The sequence below is a fragment of the Streptomyces clavifer genome (genome assembly GCF_036345975.1).
In the GTDB taxonomy this organism is placed as follows: Bacteria; Actinomycetota; Actinomycetes; order Streptomycetales; family Streptomycetaceae; genus Streptomyces; species Streptomyces clavifer.
The window spans coordinates 6,623,551-6,638,317 of the sequence record NZ_CP107793.1; the positions used below are offsets into that span (position 1 = coordinate 6,623,551).

The window sequence follows — 14,767 nt, forward strand, 5'->3', positions numbered from 1 at the left end:
CGATGTCGATGCTCAGCCGGCTCGACCGCTCGGGCGACCAGCTCCTGTTCTACGTACGCGCGCTGATCTGGATCCCGCGGACCCTGCGCCGCTACCTCAAGGAGGTGCAGCGGCTCCTCGCCGAAGTCGCCTTCGGCAGCGGCGGCCTCGGCGTCATCGGCGGCACCATCGGCGTGATGATCGCGATGACCCTCGCCACCGGCACGGTCGTCGGCCTCCAGGGGTACGCGGCGCTCAACCAGATCGGTACCTCCGCCTTCACCGGCTTCATCTCCGCCTACTTCAACACCCGTGAGATTGCCCCGCTCGTCGCGGGCCTCGCCCTCTCCGCGACCGTCGGCGCGGGCTTCACCGCCCAGCTCGGAGCGATGCGGATCAACGAGGAGGTGGACGCCCTGGAGGCGATGGGGGTCCGGTCCATGCCCTACCTCGTCACCACCCGGATCATCGCCGGAGTCGTCGCGATCATCCCGCTGTACGCGATCGGGCTGCTCTCCTCGTACGTGGCGTCCCGCTACGTCACCGTCCTTTTCAACGGCCAGTCCGCGGGCACGTACGACCACTACTTCAATCTCTTCCTCTCCCCGGACGACGTGCTCCTGTCGGTGCTCAAAGTGCTGATCTTCAGCGTGCTGGTGATCCTCGCCCACTGCTACTACGGCTTCCACGCCACCGGCGGCCCCGCCGGGGTGGGTGTGGCCGTGGGCCGCTCGGTGCGCAACGCCATCGTGCTGATCAGCGTCACCGACTTCTTCCTCTCACTCGCCATCTGGGGCGCGACGACAACGGTGAAGGTGGCCGGCTGATGCATTCCTCCACGGCGCAGACGGTGCGCCGCAGACTTGCCGGGGTGGCCTTCGTGCTCGTGCCCGCCCTGCTCGTGTGGGTGTCGGTCTCGGTGTACGAGAAGGACTTCTCCGACGACGTCACCGTGACCGTACGCACCGGGAGCGTCGGCAACGAGATGCACGACAACGCCGACGTGAAGCTGCGCGGCGTCGTGATCGGGCAGGTCCGCGACATCGCGGCCGACGGCGAAGGGGCGCGGCTGACCCTCGCCATCCAGCCCGACAGACTCGGCCGGATACCGGCCGACGTCACCGCCCAGATGCTGCCCACCACCCTCTTCGGGGAGCGGTTCGTCGCCCTGGTCCCCCCGCCCGTCCCCTCGGCGCAGACCCTGCGGGCGGGCGACGTGATCCCTCAGGACCGCTCCAGCAACGCCATCGAGCTGGAGGAAGTCCTGAGCAACGTCCTGCCGATGCTCACCGCCGTGCAGCCGCAGAAGCTCGCCGCCACCCTCAACGCCGTCTCGCAGGCGCTGGAGGGACGCGGCGACAAGCTCGGCGACACGCTGGTCACCCTCGACGCCCATCTGAAGGAGTTCAACCCCCAGCTCCCCACGCTCAACGCGGACATCAAGGAACTCGTCAAGGTGAGCACGCTCTACGCGGACGCGGCACCCGACGTCCTCGACGCACTCACCGACTTCACCACCACCAGCGGCACCCTCGCCGAACAGCAGGCGGAACTCGCCGGTCTGTACGGCTCCACCACCGCCTCCGCCCAGGACGTCACCTCCTTCCTGCGGCAGAACAAGGACAACCTCATCCGGCTCTCCGCCTCAGGCAGACCGACACTGGAACTCCTCGCGGAGTACTCGGACGCCTTCCCCTGCACCCTGCGCACCATGGCGGGTTTCGTCCCCGCCATGGACAAGGCGCTCGGCAAGGGCACGGACAAGCCCGGACTGCACGTCACCGTCAAGGCCGTGAAGTCCAAGGGCAAGTACGTGGCCGGCCGGGACACCCCGGTCTACGACGCCACCGGCGGCCCGCACTGCTACTCGGTCCCGTACGTCGGGAAGGCGGCACCCACCGCCGACACCCGAACCACGCCCGCCACGGACGACGCAGCCGTCGGCGAGGAGACGCGGGAGCCCGCCGCCGACAGCGCGCTGGGCATGCCCAACTCCCCCCAGGAGAGCAGGCTCGTCAACGAACTCGTCGCCCCCTCACTCGAAGTCCAGCCGCAGACCCTGCCCGACTGGAGCAGCGTGCTCATCGGTCCGGCCTTCCGCGGTGCGGAGGTGAAGCTCAAGTGAAGCGCCGCTCCCTCGCGGGACCCCTCGCGAAATCGATCGTCTTCATCGTCGTGACGGTCCTGGCCACCACCGTCCTGGCCCTGTCCATCGCCAACACGGGCGTCGGCGACACCACGACGTACAAGGCGCGGTTCACCGACGCGACCGGGCTCGTCGTCGGGGACAGCGTCAGGATCGCCGGCGTCAAGGTCGGCCAGGTCGAGTCCGTCGAGGTCGCCGACAAACGGCTGGCCGAGGTCGGCTTCGCCGTGCGCAAGGGCCGCAGGCTGCCCGCCTCGGTGACCGCGTCGATCAAGTACCTCAACATGGTCGGCCAGCGCTACATCGACCTCGACCAGGGCGCGGGACCCGTCGGCCGCAGCTTCGCCGCGGGCGCGACCATCCCGCTCTCCCGCACCACGCCGGCACTCGACCTGACGCAGCTCTTCAACGGCTTCCAGCCGCTGTTCGAAGGGCTGTCGCCGCCGGACGTCAACCAGCTCGCCGGTTCCCTCGTGCAGGTCCTCCAGGGCGAGGGCGGCACCGTCGACAGCATCCTCTCCCACGTCGGATCGCTGACCGGCACCGTCGCGGCCAAGGACGAGGTGATCGGCGAGGTGATCAAGAACCTCAACACGGTCCTGAAGACCGTCAACGACCGGGAGGCCGGCTTCGACGACCTCGTGGTCACCCTCCAGAAGCTCGTCACGGGCTTCTCCGGCGACCGTGAGCCGCTCGGCGAAGCGGTGACGGCGATGGGCGCGCTCACCACCGTCACCGCCGATCTCCTCCAGGACGGGCGCAAGCCCCTCAAGGAGGACATCGCACAGCTCGGACGCCTCACCGACCGGCTCGACGAGAACACGCCGAAGATCGAGAGCTTCCTGCAGAAGACCCCGGCCAAGATGGCGGCGATCACCCGCCTCGCCTCGTACGGCTCGTGGCTCAACCTCTACCTCTGCGAAGCGAAGGTCGCCGGAGTGACGAACGAGGACGGCAGTGCTCCGCCCACCGGCATCGCGATCACCCAGCCGAGGTGCCTGTCATGAGAATCAAGCCCGTGCGGGAACGCAACCCCGTGGCCGTCAGCATCGCCGGACTCCTCGTCCTGTCCCTCCTCGGCCTCGCCGCCTACCGCGCCGACGCCCTGCCCTTCATCGGCGGCGGAACCACCTACACCGCAGACTTCTCCGAATCGGCCGGCCTGACCGACGGCGACGAGGTGCGCATCGCCGGTGTGAAGGTCGGCGAGGTGACCGGGGTGTCGCTCGACGGCCCCAAGGTGAAGGTCGACTTCAAGGTGAAGGACGCCTGGATCGGGAACTCCTCCACCGTCGGCATCGCCATCAAGACCCTCCTCGGCGACAAGTACCTCGCCGTCGACCCGCTGGGCAACGCCCCCCAGGACCCCGGCTCCCGCATCACCAGGAGCCGGACCACCTCCCCGTACGACGTCACGCAGGCGTTCAACGGGCTCGGCGAGACCATCGGGGAGATCGACACCGACCAGCTCGCCCGGAGCTTCGAGACGATCTCCGAGACGTTCAAGGACTCCCCTCCCGACGTACGCAGTGCCGCGAACGGGCTCTCCGCACTGTCGAAGACCGTCTCCGAACGGGACGCGCAGCTCGCCACCCTCCTCAAGGGCAGCAAGCAGCTCACCAGAACACTCGCCGGCAAGAAGAGCAGCTTCGAGACCCTGCTGGAGGACGGCAACCTCCTCCTCGGCGAGATCCAGGCCCGCCGCGACTCCATCCACCTGCTGCTCACCGGGACGAGGAACCTCGGCACCCAGCTCACCGGACTCGTCGAGGACAACAACAAGCAACTGAAGCCCACCCTCGACTCGCTCGGCCGGGTCACCACCGTCCTGGTGAAGAACCGCAAGAGCCTCGACAAGGTGCTGTCGCTGGCCGGCACCTACAACCGGCTCGTCGGCAACACCCTGGGCAACGGCCGCTGGTTCGACAACTACGTCTGCGGAGTCGTCCCGAAGAGCTACCTGCCCGCCGGCACGCTCCCCGCGGACGACTGCATGCCGCCGAAGCAAGGGGGCCGCTGACATGAGACGCACCCGCATCATCGGCATCGGCGCCGGACTCGCCGTCGTGGCGGTGGCCGCGGCCTCGGGCGTGATGGCCATGGACGAGGAGGGAACGACGACGATCACCGCCTACTTCGACCGGGCCACCGGCGTGTACGCCGGGTCGGACCTGCGCGTCCTCGGCGTCAAGGTCGGCACCGTCGAGTCCGTCGAACCGCGCGGCGAGGAGGTGGGGGTCACCCTGCGCCTCGACAAGGGGGTCAAGGTCCCGGCGGGGGCGCACGCCGTCGTCGTCGCCCCGAGCCTGGTCGCCGACCGGTACGTCCAGCTCGCCCCCGCCTACTCGGGCGGCGCGACCATCGAGGACGACGCGGTCCTGCCCGCCGCGGAGAACGCCACCCCCATCGAGGTCGACCAGCTGTACGCCTCGATCACCGAACTCTCCACGGCACTCGGCCCGGACGGGGCCAACGCGGACGGCGCGCTCGCGGGACTCCTCGACACCGGGGCGAAGAACCTCGACGGCAACGGAAAGGCCATCGGAGACTCCATCGAGCAGTTCGGCAAGGCGACGAAGACCCTCGACAAGAGCAGCGGGAACCTCTTCGACACGCTGTCCTACCTGCAGACCTTCACCACGATGCTGAAGGAGAACGACGGCGACGTGCGCGCCGCCGAACAGCAGCTCAACTCCGTCACCGGCTTCCTCGCCGAGGACAAGGAGAACCTCAGCGCGGCGCTGAAGGAGCTGGGCACCGCCCTCGGCCAGGTCAAGGGCTTCATCCAGAAGAACCGCGGCGCCCTCAAGGAGAACGTGGACCTTCTCGTGCCGCTCACCCGGACACTCGTGGACCAGCGCGCCTCGCTCGCCGAATCCCTCGACACCCTGCCCCTCGCGGCAGGCAACGTACTCAACGCCTACGACCCGGTGAACCGCACGCTCAACGGGCGCACGAACCTCAACGAGCTGTCCATGGGAGGACCGCTCACCGAAGCCGATGCCCCCGGCCTGCACGGGCTGGCGCCGGTCGACACCACCCGGCAGAAGTCGCTGCCCGCCCTGCCGCTCCCCGCCGTCGGCACCGTCTACGGCACCCCGGAGAAGACCGCAGCGAAGGAGAGAGGGGCGAACCGATGAGCCGCGCCCTGCGCAGACCCGGACCCCGCGAGGCCACGGGCCTCGCCGCCCTGCTCGCCGTCGGCGTCGGCCTCGCACTCGTCGTCGGCAGCGTCGACATGCCGACGTTCACCGGCATCGACCAGGTGCCGCTTCCCGGCGGCGCGGACCTCGGGGACCACCCGTACGAGGTCACCGCGGAATTCGGGGACGTCCTCAGTCTCGCCCCGCAGTCCTCCGTGAAGGTCAACGACGTCGCCGTCGGACGGGTCACCGGGATCTCCCTCACCCCGGGCAGCTGGACCGCGAAGGTCACGATGCGCGTCAACGGGAAGATCAAGCTGCCCGCGAACGCCTACGCCCACCTCGAACAGTCCAGCCTCCTCGGCGAGAAGTACGTCCAGCTCTCGCCTCCCGCAGAGGGCACCGCCCGCGGCGCACTGGCGGACGGCGACCGGATCCCGCTCGCCCGTACCAACCGCAACCCCGAGGTCGAAGAGGTCTTCGGCGCCCTGTCGATGCTGCTCAACGGCGGCGGTGTCGCCCAGCTGAAGACCATCACCACCGAGCTCAACAAGGCACTCGCGGGCCAGGAACCCCAGATCCGTTCGATGCTGAGCCGGGTCGACACACTCGTCACCAACCTGGACGACCACAAGGAGGACATCACCCAGGCGCTCGACGGCGTCAACCGCCTCGCGGCCACGCTCGCCACACGCAAACAGGACGTCGGCACGGTCCTCACCGGGCTCAGCCCCGGACTGAAGGTCCTGGAGAAGCAGCGCGGTTCCCTCCTGACCATGCTGCGCTCGCTCGACACGCTCTCCGACGTCGCCGTCGACACGATCAACAAGAGCAAGGCCGACATGATCGCCGACCTCAAGGCCCTCGCCCCCACGCTCAGGGCGCTCGCCGACTCCGGCGACGACCTGCCGGACTCCCTCCAGGTGCTGCTCACCTACCCGTTCACGGACGAGGTGCTGCGCGGGGTGAAGGGCGACTACCTCAACGTCTATCTGGATGTGACGGCCATGCCGGGTACCCAGATCATCCCCGCCCTCGATCCCGACGCCCCCGCGGCCGGGCTCGACGGCAGGACCTCGGCACTCCCGCTGCCCCTGCCCTCGGTCACGACGGCCGGCACGACGCCGAGCGCCACACCGGGCGGGGGACCGGGCGCGACCCCGTCCGCCCCCGCGGAGACACCCGGTGGAACGCCCGCCACCACTCCGGAATCGGAGGCCACAACCCGATGATCACACCAGGCGTCCGGCTCAAGAACGTGGCCTTCCTCGTCATCGCGGTGCTCGTACTCGGCTACCTCGGTGTGCGGTACGCCGACCTCGGCCACTACGTCGGTCTGCGCAGCTACTACTCCGTCAAGGTCCAACTGCCGCAGACCGGCGGCCTGTACACCCACTCCAACGTCACCTACCGGGGCGTCTCCGTCGGCACGGTCGGACCGATCGAGCTCACCGACGACGGTGTCGAGGCGGAGCTGCGCATCGAGAACGACGCACCGCGCATCCCGGACAGCCTGCAGGCCGTCGTCGCCAACCTCTCCGCGGTGGGCGAGCAGTACGTCGACCTGCGGCCCACCCGCGCGGACGGCCCCTTCCTGGAGAACGGTTCGGTCATCGACCAGGCCGACACCACCATCCCCGCACCCGTCACCAACGTCCTCACCAGCGTCAACGACCTGACCGCCTCCGTCGACGCGGAAGCCCTGCGCACCGTCGTCGACGAATTCGGCGCCGCGTTCGACGGGCGCGGCGACGACCTCCAGGTCCTGCTCGACACCAGCAGCGAATTCGTCGAGGCGGCGGACGACGCCCTGCCGACCACCACCAGACTGATGGCCGACGGAGAGACCGTGCTGCGCACCCAGGCCGAACAGGGTGACGCGCTCAAGGGCTTCGCCTCCGGTGCCAAGGAACTCGCGGCCGAGCTCAAGGGCTCCGACACCGACCTGCGCAGGCTGATCGCCGCCGCACCCGGCGCCACCGAACAGATCAGCGGCCTGCTGCGCGACCTCGACCCCAGCTTCGGAGTCGTCGTCGCCAACCTCCTCACCACCTCCGAGGTCGCCGTCACCCGGCAGCGCGGACTGGAGGAACTCCTGGTGAAGGTACCCGCGGTCGCGGCGGCCGGGGCCAGTGTCATCGACGAGGACGGGGCCCGCTTCGGGATGTCGGTCACCTTCTTCGAGCCGCTTCCCTGCACCGCCGGATACGGCGCCACCACCTACCGTCCCGGCACCGACCTCTCACCCGCCCCCGCCGTCAACAGCAAGGCCCGCTGCACCTCGTCGCCCGGCACCGGGATCAACGTCCGGGGCAGCGCCAACGCCCCGAAGGGCGGCCCCGTGCCCGAGCCGGCCAAGCCCGGCTCGCTGCTCCTGGGCACCCCGGGAGCAGCGCTCCCGGGAGCGCTCGGCACCGGCGGCACCGGCACACCGGCCGACGGCATCGCCGGTCTGCTGGGCCTGGGAGGCGGCGCATGACGGCCCGTGCGAAGAGCCTCGGCGGCTGGGCCGCGCTGCTCGCCGCCGTCCTGGTCTGCGCGCTGGGCGGCTGGTCGTACACCGCGGCGCGGGGCGACGGGACGCTCGCGTACGCCAAGAGCCGGGACGCCGCACTCGCCGACGGGAAGCGGCACCTCGCCCGGCTCACCACCATGGACGGCAAGGACGCCGCCGGTGTGGACTCGGGGCTGGAGGCATGGCTGGCCGCCTCGACCGGGCCCCTCCAGGACCGGCTCAGGAGCACCCGGAAGAAGGACGCGGGCGACATCGTCTCGGCGGGTGCCACGGCTCGCGGCAAGGTCACCGACGCTGCGCTCACCGCGCTCGACGAGCGGGCCGGGACGGCGGCGCTCATCGCCACCGTCGACGTCGCGGTCACCCCGCGCACCGGCAAGGCCGGCACCGAGCGCAAGCGGTTCGAGGCGACCCTCGCGCGCACCGGGGACGGCTGGAAGATCAAGGCACTCGACGCCATTCCGGTCGGGAGCGGCACATGAGGGAGACGGAGACCGGAGGAACCACCACCGTGAGCACCGGCAGCACGTCCACCGGCGCCGGCCCGGAGACGGGGACAGAGCCTGAGCCCGAGACGGCGGACGAATCCGCCGGCGGGGCCGCGGCGCCGCGCCGTAGGCGTTGGCACCGCGCCCTCGCCGCGGTCCTGGCCGTCGTCCTGCTGGTGACGGGCGGCGCCCTCTTCCTCATGGGCCGGCAGCTCCGCGACACCCCTGCCACGTCCAACCGCGCCCTGACCGACGGCGCGGCGACCACCCGGGTCGCGGGGGACGTCAGCAACGCGCTGGGCAAGGTCTTCTCGTACAGCCCGCAGGCGACCTCCGTCACCAAGGAGTCGGCGAAGCAGCTGCTGGCGGGCAAGGCGCTCCAGCAGTACGCGGCACTGTTCGGGCAGGTCGAGAAGCAGGCCGCGGAACAGAAGCTGACGCTCACCACCCACGTCGTACGCGCCGGAGTCACCCGGCTCGGCGCCGACAACGCCCACCTGCTCGTCTTCCTCGACCAGGTGTACGAGCGCGAGGGGAAGGCCGCCACCACGGCGGCGGCCCAGCTGTCCGTCACCGCCCGGCTGCGGGACGGACGCTGGCAGATCGTCGACATCACCTCCAGGTAGGGGAGAGGCACCAATGGCACGGGTAAGGACGACGAGGAATCCGCTGGTGGCGGCAGCGATCGTGCTGACGGTCGCGGCGGCCGGCGCGGCGGGCTGGGGCGGCTGGTCCCGGTACGACGCCGCGCACGACGACTCGGCGGCCTACGCACAGGCCCGCGACGACGCGCTGGCGGCGGGGGAGCAGGCGGTGCAGAACATGAACACGCTCGACCACGCGGAGCTCGACGAGGGGCTCGACAGCTGGGAGGACTCGACCACCGGCGATCTGCACAAGCAACTGGTCGACGGACGGGAGGCGTTCGTCGAGCAGATCGAGGCGGCGAAGACGGTCAGCACGGCCACCGTCCTGTCGGGAGCGGTGACCGAGCTGGACGACAGGGCGGGCCGGGCCGGAGTGATGGTGGCGCTGCGGGTCACCGTGACCGCACCGGAGGGCGAACCCGCGGTGAAGGAGAGCCGGATGCTCGGGCAGCTCACCCGCACCGCCGACGGGTGGAAGCTCAGCGCCCTCGGCCAGGCACCCGTCGGCAACGCCGCCGGCTGACCCGCAGCCCCCACCCCCTCCGAGAGGACTCCTGCCATGTCGACCACCCGACACCTCGTGAACCGCCGCCGCCGGCTGGCCACCGTCGCCTCGACGTCCGCCCCGGACCGCACCCGCACCGCGGAGGAGCCGGACACCGGTGAAGCGGCCACCGACGGCGGACCGGCGCCCGCCCCGGCCACCCCTGAACCGGCCACCGGTGCTGCCGCCGCCGACTCGTCCCGTGACGGCGACACCGTGGCCGGGGAGACCACCCCGGCGGACGCCGACGAGCCGCCCGGGCCACCGCGCAGGCGCTTGCCCCGCCTCCGCGTCCGGCTGCCCGCCGTCCTCTGCGCCGCGACCGTGCTCCTCGGGGCCTTCGCCGCCTGGGCGTTCACCTCGGCGGCCACCCTGCGCGACGACCCGGTCCGGCAGAACACCGCACTCACCGACATCAGCCGGACCAGCGAGGTGAAGGGCCAGATCACCGAGGCCGTCGGTGCCGTGTTCTCGTACACCTACGCCTCGCCCGCGAAGTCCGACCGGGCGGCCGAGCGGTATCTGGTCGGCGCGGCCGTGCAGCAGCACAAGGACATGCTCGCCGAAGTCCGCGCACAGGCACCGAAGCAGAAGCTCGTACTCACCACGACCGTCATCGAGAGCGGTGTCGAACTGCTCGACGGCGACCGCGCCCGGCTGCTGATCTTCGCCGACCAGAGCAACACCCGTACCGGCAAGGGGGAAGAGACCACCTACGCGGCGGCCATGTTCGCGGTGGACGCCGTCCGCCGCGGGGACACCTGGCGGATCGCCGCCATCGACACGTTCACCCGATGACCCGGGGAGAGGGAGGACACATGAGGTTCAACGGGACCATGCGCCGCGGACTCAGCGGCACGGCCACCGCGGTCGCCGCCATGGCGGCGCTCACCGCGTCCCAGGCCCCCGGGCTCACGGGTGGCGCGTCCACCGACGACATGAAGAACGTGGCCGCGGACGACGTCGTCTGGACCGAGGTGCCCAACGACGACAGCTACCACACGGAGCTGCCGCCGTTGAAGACACCCGAGCCGCCGAAGAAGGACGCGCACAAGCCCGGCGCGGCCCTCACACAGCCCTGGGCCGAGGCCGGCATCCCGGCCACCGTCCTGGCCGCGTACCGGAAGGCGCAGACAGCCCTCGGCCGCACCGACCCCGGCTGCCGGCTGCCCTGGCAGCTGCTCGCGGCGATCGGCAAGGTCGAATCGGGCCACGCGGGCGGGGGACGCGTCAACGCGGCGGGCACCACACTGACCCCGATCCTCGGACCCGTCCTCAACGGCGACGGATTCGCCGACATCCGGGACACGGACGGCGGGGCGTACGACGGCGACACCCGGTACGACCGGGCGGTGGGCCCGATGCAGTTCATCCCCTCCACCTGGGCACACTGGGGGAAGGACGGCAACGGCGACGGCCGCAGGGACCCCAACAACATCGTCGACGCGGCCCTCGCCGCGGGCCACTACCTGTGCGCCGGCCGGCGCGACCTGTCCGTGCGGGGCGACCTCGACCGGGCGGTCCTCAGCTACAACCACTCGGACACCTACCTGCGTACGGTGCTGTCCTGGCTCGAGTTCTACCGGAAGGGGACCCACCCGGTCGCCGACGGCACGGGTGTGATCCCGCAGAGCCCCGGCGCGGGCGGCCCCACCGGGCCGAAGGCCCCGGTCGGCGGCCCCGGCAGCCCGGGCGGCGGCGGAGGCATCGTCGTCGGTCCGCAGCCCGGCGCCACGCCGCGCCCCTCCGGCTCGCCCACCCCCGGGCCGACGCCGACGCCGACGCCGACGCCCTCGGAGTCCGGCAGCCCCGGCCCCAGCGGCTCCCCCAGTCCGACGGACCCGGGCCCCGAACCGACCGGCACCGCAACCCCGGACCCCACGACGACCCCCGACCCCACCGGCTCCGCGGACCCGACCGAGACCCCCGGGCCCACGCCCGACCCGGAGCCCGGCACCTCGGGTCCCGACTGCCCCACCGGCTCGCCGGAGCCCGCCCCCACCCCCACCGACGCGGCGACCGACGACCCGTGCGCCCCGCCCGTCTGATCCGTCATCCCGTGCGCAGCACCTCGGACAGGTCGTACCGCACCACTTCCTCGAGCTGCGCGTAGGTGCAGCCGGTGGCGGTGCGGTCCGGCCGCCACCGCCGGAAGCGGGTGGTGTGGCGGAAGCGGTCACCCTCCATGTGGTCGTAGGCCACCTCACAGACCCGCTCCGGAACGAGCGGCACCCAGGACAGGTCCTTCTTGCCCGACCAGCGGCTCGGTGCCCCCGGCAGCCGTGCCGACTCGTGCGCCGCCGCGTCGGCCCAGGCGGCCCACGGGTGCGCGGCGGGCTCGATCCGCAGCGGGTCCAGCTCCTCCACGAGTTCGGCCCGCCGCTTCATGGTGAAGGCCGCGGACACCCCGACGTGCTGCAGTACGCCCGCGGAGTCGTACAGCCCGAGCAGGAGCGAACCGACCACCGGTCCGCTCTTGTGGAACCGGTAGCCCGCCACCACGCAGTCGGCGGTCCGCTCGTGCTTGATCTTGTACATCGCCCGTACGTCCGGCCGGTACGCCAGATCGAGCGGCTTGGCGACGATACCGTCGAGCCCCGCCCCCTCGTAGCGCTCGAACCACTCCTGGGCGAGGCCGGCATCGGTGGTGGCCGGGGCGAGGTGGACGGGCGCCGACGCACCGGACAGGGCCCGCTCCAGCGCCGCCCGTCGCTCGGTCAGAGGCGCGCCGAGCAGGGACTCGTCGCCCAGCGCGAGGATGTCGAAGGCGACCAGACCGGCCGGAGTCCGCTCGGCCAGCAGCCGCACCCGTGAGTCGGCCGGATGGATGCGCTCGCTCAGCCGGTCGAAGTCGAGCCGCCCCTCGTGCGCGACCACGATCTCCCCGTCGATCACGCAGCGCGGCGGCAGATTCTCCCGCACGGCCGTGACCAGTTCGGGGAAGTAGCGGGTGAGGGGCTTCCCAGTACGGCTGCCGAGGACCACCTCGTCGCCGTCCCGGTGCACGATCACACGGAAGCCGTCCCACTTCGCCTCGTACTGCATGCCCGGCGGAATGGCGGACACGGACTTGGCGAGCATGGGTTTCACAGGAGGCATCACCGGCAGGTCCATGTCCCGATTCTGGACCGTACCGTCGAGGGCGTCTCCCGATATGCGGCATATGTGGGCCGGGCCTACGGTGTCCGACATGGGAGCAGCGGGAGCAGCGGTGGAGCTGGACGCGGACGGACGGGCCGTACGGCTGTCCAACCCCGACAAGGTGTACTTCCCTGAGAAGGGCTACACCAAGAGGGACGTGGCGGAGTACTTCCGTGCCGTGGGGCCGGGGATCCTCCGCGCCCTGCGTGAGCGGCCGACCACCCTGCAGCGCTTCGTGGACGGGGTCGAGGGCGACTTCTTCTACCAGAAGCGCGCGCCGAAGAACCTCCCCGACTGGACCCCCACCGCCCGCATCGAATTCCCCAGCGGCCGGCACGCCGACGAGATGTGCCCCACCGAGATCGGCGCCGTCCTCTGGGCGGCCAACCTGGGCACCCTCACCTTCCACCCGTGGCCGGTGCGCAGGACCGACACCGACCACCCCGACGAACTGCGCATCGACCTCGACCCGCAGCCCGGCACCGACTACGCGGACGCGGTACGGGCCGCCCACGAGCTGCGGTCCGTCCTGGACGACCACGGTCTGCGCGGCTGGCCCAAGACCTCCGGCGGGCGAGGGATCCACGTCTTCGTGCCCCTCGTCCCCGAGTGGACCTTCACCCAGGTCCGGCGTTCCGCCATCGCGGTGGGCCGGGAGCTCGAACGCCGCATGCCGGACCGGGTGACCACCGCGTGGTGGAAGGAGGAGCGCGGCGAGCGGATCTTCGTCGACTACAACCAGACGGCCCGTGACCGCACGATCGCGTCCGCCTACTCCGTACGCCCGTTCCCGCACGCCCCGGTCTCCGCCCCGTTGCGCTGGGAGGAGATCGACGACGCGGAGCCCCGCGACTTCGACATCCGGACCATGCCCGAGCGGTACGCCGAGGTGGGAGACCTCCACGCGGACATGGACGACCACGCCTTCCGGCTCGACCGGCTGCTGGAGCTGGCGACCCGGGACGAGCAGGAGCACAAGCTCGGCGACCTGCCCTACCCGCCGGAGTACCCGAAGATGCCGGGGGAGCCGAAGCGGGTCCAGCCCAGCCGCGCCCGGCACGACGACGCATGAGCGCCGGCGAGGGGACGGAGCACCCCGCGCACGGAGCGCACGGCAGGCCCCCCACCCGGCGCGAGAGGTGGCAGGAGTACAAGCGCTCGCCGTACTTCCCGGCGATCGTGCTGACCCTCATCATCGCCGCCGCCGCGGGGCTCTTCGCCGGCTCGTACACCTACGCGCTGGCCAATCCGACCCCGCACCGCATCCCGGCCGCCCTGGTCACCGGCGGTCCGGCGTCTCCCGGCGTCGACCGGTTCGTCGGCGGCATGGAGAAGGCCCTCGACGCCTCCCTCGAACTCCACCCCTACACCACCCGGGCCGAGGCCGGTGAAGCGCTGGAGGCCCAGAAGGTCTTCGCGATCCTGCGGCCCGCGGGGGAGCGGGGCGTGGCCATGGACCTCGCCGCGGCGTCCGGCGCCACCGTCGCCCAACTGCTCGGCGAAGCCGGTGTCGAGGTCGCGCGGCGCGCCGACGTCCCGCTCGTGGTCAGGGACGTCAAACCGCTGCAGCAGGGCGACCCGCGCGGTCTCGCCCTCTTCTACATCTCGCTCGCCGCCGTCATCATCGGCTTCATCGGTTCGATCCAGCTCAGCGTGAACGCCCGGGAGCTGATTCCGATCGAGCGGATCGCCTTCACGATCGCCTACGCACTCCTCGGGGGCTTCTGCATCGCGGCCGTCGTGGACTGGGCGCTCGGCGCGGTCGATCTGCCGTTCGTCCAGTCCTGGCTGATCCTGTCGTTCACCATGTTCACGTCGGGCATGGTCTTCACCATGTTCAACACCCTGATGGGCCGCTGGGCGATGATCCCCACCTGGGGCGTCATGGTGCTGCTCGGCAATCCGTCGTCCGGCGGCGCGGTGTCCTGGCCGCTGCTGCCGTCGCTCCTCGGGCACATCGGGCGCTGGCTGCCGCCGGGCGCCTCGGTCAACGCCCAGCACACGGCGGTCTACTACCAGGGCCACCAGTACGCCTTCCCGTACGTCGTGCTGACGGTCTGGTCGCTCGTCTCCTGCACGGTCTTCTGGGTGTGGCGCCACCGGCACCCGGGAGGCCGCGACCGCATGCCGGAGCATGCGGCCGCGGCCTCCTCCTGACCGTTCC

Annotated in this window: 15 protein-coding genes; 14 read left to right on the forward strand and 1 reads right to left on the reverse strand. The window is 71.2% G+C overall.

Annotation, left to right across the window (positions count from 1 at the left end):
• The first annotated feature begins 2 nt into the window (after positions 1-2).
• Genes OG927_RS28780 through OG927_RS28835 form a run of 12 tightly spaced genes read left to right on the forward strand, consistent with a single transcriptional unit; the run spans position 3 to position 11,510 of the window.
• Positions 3-806, forward strand: coding sequence for an MlaE family ABC transporter permease (locus OG927_RS28780; protein ID WP_056792403.1), 804 nt, complete (start codon positions 3-5; stop codon positions 804-806).
• Positions 806-2,104, forward strand: a complete 1,299-nt coding sequence (locus tag OG927_RS28785) for an MCE family protein (RefSeq protein WP_209469285.1) — start codon at positions 806-808, stop codon at positions 2,102-2,104. Before OG927_RS28780 ends, OG927_RS28785 begins: the two co-directional genes overlap by 1 nt.
• Positions 2,101-3,132 (forward strand): MCE family protein, encoded by a 1,032-nt coding sequence (locus OG927_RS28790; RefSeq protein ID WP_056792405.1) that lies wholly within the window; start codon positions 2,101-2,103, stop codon positions 3,130-3,132. Before OG927_RS28785 ends, OG927_RS28790 begins: the two co-directional genes overlap by 4 nt.
• Complete coding sequence (locus tag OG927_RS28795; protein ID WP_330321027.1) at positions 3,129-4,145, forward strand: MCE family protein; 1,017 nt, start codon at positions 3,129-3,131, stop codon at positions 4,143-4,145. Before OG927_RS28790 ends, OG927_RS28795 begins: the two co-directional genes overlap by 4 nt.
• 1 nt (position 4,146) lies before the next feature.
• Positions 4,147-5,265 carry an MCE family protein gene (locus OG927_RS28800; RefSeq protein ID WP_124280514.1) on the forward strand — a complete coding sequence of 373 codons (1,119 nt, stop codon included), beginning with the start codon at positions 4,147-4,149 and terminating at the stop codon, positions 5,263-5,265.
• A complete protein-coding gene (locus OG927_RS28805; protein WP_124280513.1) occupies positions 5,262-6,500 on the forward strand; it encodes an MCE family protein in 1,239 nt (412 codons plus the stop codon). The genes OG927_RS28800 and OG927_RS28805 overlap by 4 nt, the downstream gene beginning before the upstream one ends.
• A complete protein-coding gene (locus tag OG927_RS28810) occupies positions 6,497-7,747 on the forward strand; it encodes an MCE family protein (RefSeq protein WP_124280512.1) in 1,251 nt (416 codons plus the stop codon). Before OG927_RS28805 ends, OG927_RS28810 begins: the two co-directional genes overlap by 4 nt.
• The gene (locus OG927_RS28815; protein ID WP_056792410.1) at positions 7,744-8,265 is read left to right on the forward strand and encodes a hypothetical protein; all 522 of its coding nucleotides are present in this window, start codon (positions 7,744-7,746) and stop codon (positions 8,263-8,265) included. Before OG927_RS28810 ends, OG927_RS28815 begins: the two co-directional genes overlap by 4 nt.
• On the forward strand, positions 8,262-8,897 hold the full coding sequence (locus OG927_RS28820) for a hypothetical protein (protein WP_408058108.1): 636 nt from the start codon (positions 8,262-8,264) through the stop codon (positions 8,895-8,897). The genes OG927_RS28815 and OG927_RS28820 overlap by 4 nt, the downstream gene beginning before the upstream one ends.
• Before the next feature lie 46 nt (positions 8,898-8,943).
• Positions 8,944-9,441 carry a nuclear transport factor 2 family protein gene (locus OG927_RS28825; protein WP_199862705.1) on the forward strand — a complete coding sequence of 166 codons (498 nt, stop codon included), beginning with the start codon at positions 8,944-8,946 and terminating at the stop codon, positions 9,439-9,441.
• 36 nt (positions 9,442-9,477) lie between these two features.
• Positions 9,478-10,260: a hypothetical protein gene (locus OG927_RS28830; protein ID WP_330321029.1), complete on the forward strand. Its 783-nt coding sequence runs from the start codon at positions 9,478-9,480 to the stop codon at positions 10,258-10,260.
• Between the two features lie 20 nt (positions 10,261-10,280).
• Positions 10,281-11,510, forward strand: a complete 1,230-nt coding sequence (locus tag OG927_RS28835; protein ID WP_209469284.1) for a lytic transglycosylase domain-containing protein — start codon at positions 10,281-10,283, stop codon at positions 11,508-11,510.
• A gap of 4 nt (positions 11,511-11,514) precedes the next feature.
• On the opposite strand, the gene OG927_RS28840 is transcribed toward OG927_RS28835, so the two are convergent.
• On the reverse strand, positions 11,515-12,576 hold the full coding sequence (locus OG927_RS28840; RefSeq protein WP_056792415.1) for an ATP-dependent DNA ligase: 1,062 nt from the start codon (positions 12,574-12,576) through the stop codon (positions 11,515-11,517).
• A gap of 97 nt (positions 12,577-12,673) precedes the next feature.
• Here OG927_RS28840 and ligD point away from each other — a divergent pair, with 97 nt between their 5' ends.
• Both ligD and OG927_RS28850 read left to right on the forward strand, forming a co-directional pair.
• Positions 12,674-13,675, forward strand: a complete 1,002-nt coding sequence (ligD, locus tag OG927_RS28845) for a non-homologous end-joining DNA ligase (RefSeq protein ID WP_056792416.1) — start codon at positions 12,674-12,676, stop codon at positions 13,673-13,675.
• Positions 13,672-14,760 carry an ABC-2 transporter permease gene (locus OG927_RS28850; RefSeq protein WP_056792417.1) on the forward strand — a complete coding sequence of 363 codons (1,089 nt, stop codon included), beginning with the start codon at positions 13,672-13,674 and terminating at the stop codon, positions 14,758-14,760. Before ligD ends, OG927_RS28850 begins: the two co-directional genes overlap by 4 nt.
• The last annotated feature ends 7 nt before the right edge of the window (positions 14,761-14,767 follow it).

What these genes read in the sequence shown, in the direction of transcription:
- OG927_RS28795 (WP_330321027.1), top strand. Translation starts at nt 3,129, where the DNA reads ATGAGAATCAAGCCCGTGCGGGAACGCAACCCCGTGGCCGTCAGCATC.
- OG927_RS28800 (WP_124280514.1), top strand. Translation starts at nt 4,147, where the DNA reads ATGAGACGCACCCGCATCATCGGCATCGGCGCCGGACTCGCCGTCGTG.
- OG927_RS28850 (WP_056792417.1), top strand. Translation starts at nt 13,672, where the DNA reads ATGAGCGCCGGCGAGGGGACGGAGCACCCCGCGCACGGAGCGCACGGC.
- OG927_RS28785 (WP_209469285.1), top strand. Translation starts at nt 806, where the DNA reads ATGCATTCCTCCACGGCGCAGACGGTGCGCCGCAGACTTGCCGGGGTG.
- OG927_RS28840 (WP_056792415.1), bottom strand. Translation starts at nt 12,576, where the DNA reads ATGGACCTGCCGGTGATGCCTCCTGTGAAACCCATGCTCGCCAAGTCC.
- OG927_RS28835 (WP_209469284.1), top strand. Translation starts at nt 10,281, where the DNA reads ATGAGGTTCAACGGGACCATGCGCCGCGGACTCAGCGGCACGGCCACC.
- OG927_RS28805 (WP_124280513.1), top strand. Translation starts at nt 5,262, where the DNA reads ATGAGCCGCGCCCTGCGCAGACCCGGACCCCGCGAGGCCACGGGCCTC.
- OG927_RS28820 (WP_408058108.1), top strand. Translation starts at nt 8,262, where the DNA reads ATGAGGGAGACGGAGACCGGAGGAACCACCACCGTGAGCACCGGCAGC.
- OG927_RS28815 (WP_056792410.1), top strand. Translation starts at nt 7,744, where the DNA reads ATGACGGCCCGTGCGAAGAGCCTCGGCGGCTGGGCCGCGCTGCTCGCC.
- OG927_RS28780 (WP_056792403.1), top strand. Translation starts at nt 3, where the DNA reads ATGTCGATGCTCAGCCGGCTCGACCGCTCGGGCGACCAGCTCCTGTTC.
- OG927_RS28830 (WP_330321029.1), top strand. Translation starts at nt 9,478, where the DNA reads ATGTCGACCACCCGACACCTCGTGAACCGCCGCCGCCGGCTGGCCACC.
- OG927_RS28810 (WP_124280512.1), top strand. Translation starts at nt 6,497, where the DNA reads ATGATCACACCAGGCGTCCGGCTCAAGAACGTGGCCTTCCTCGTCATC.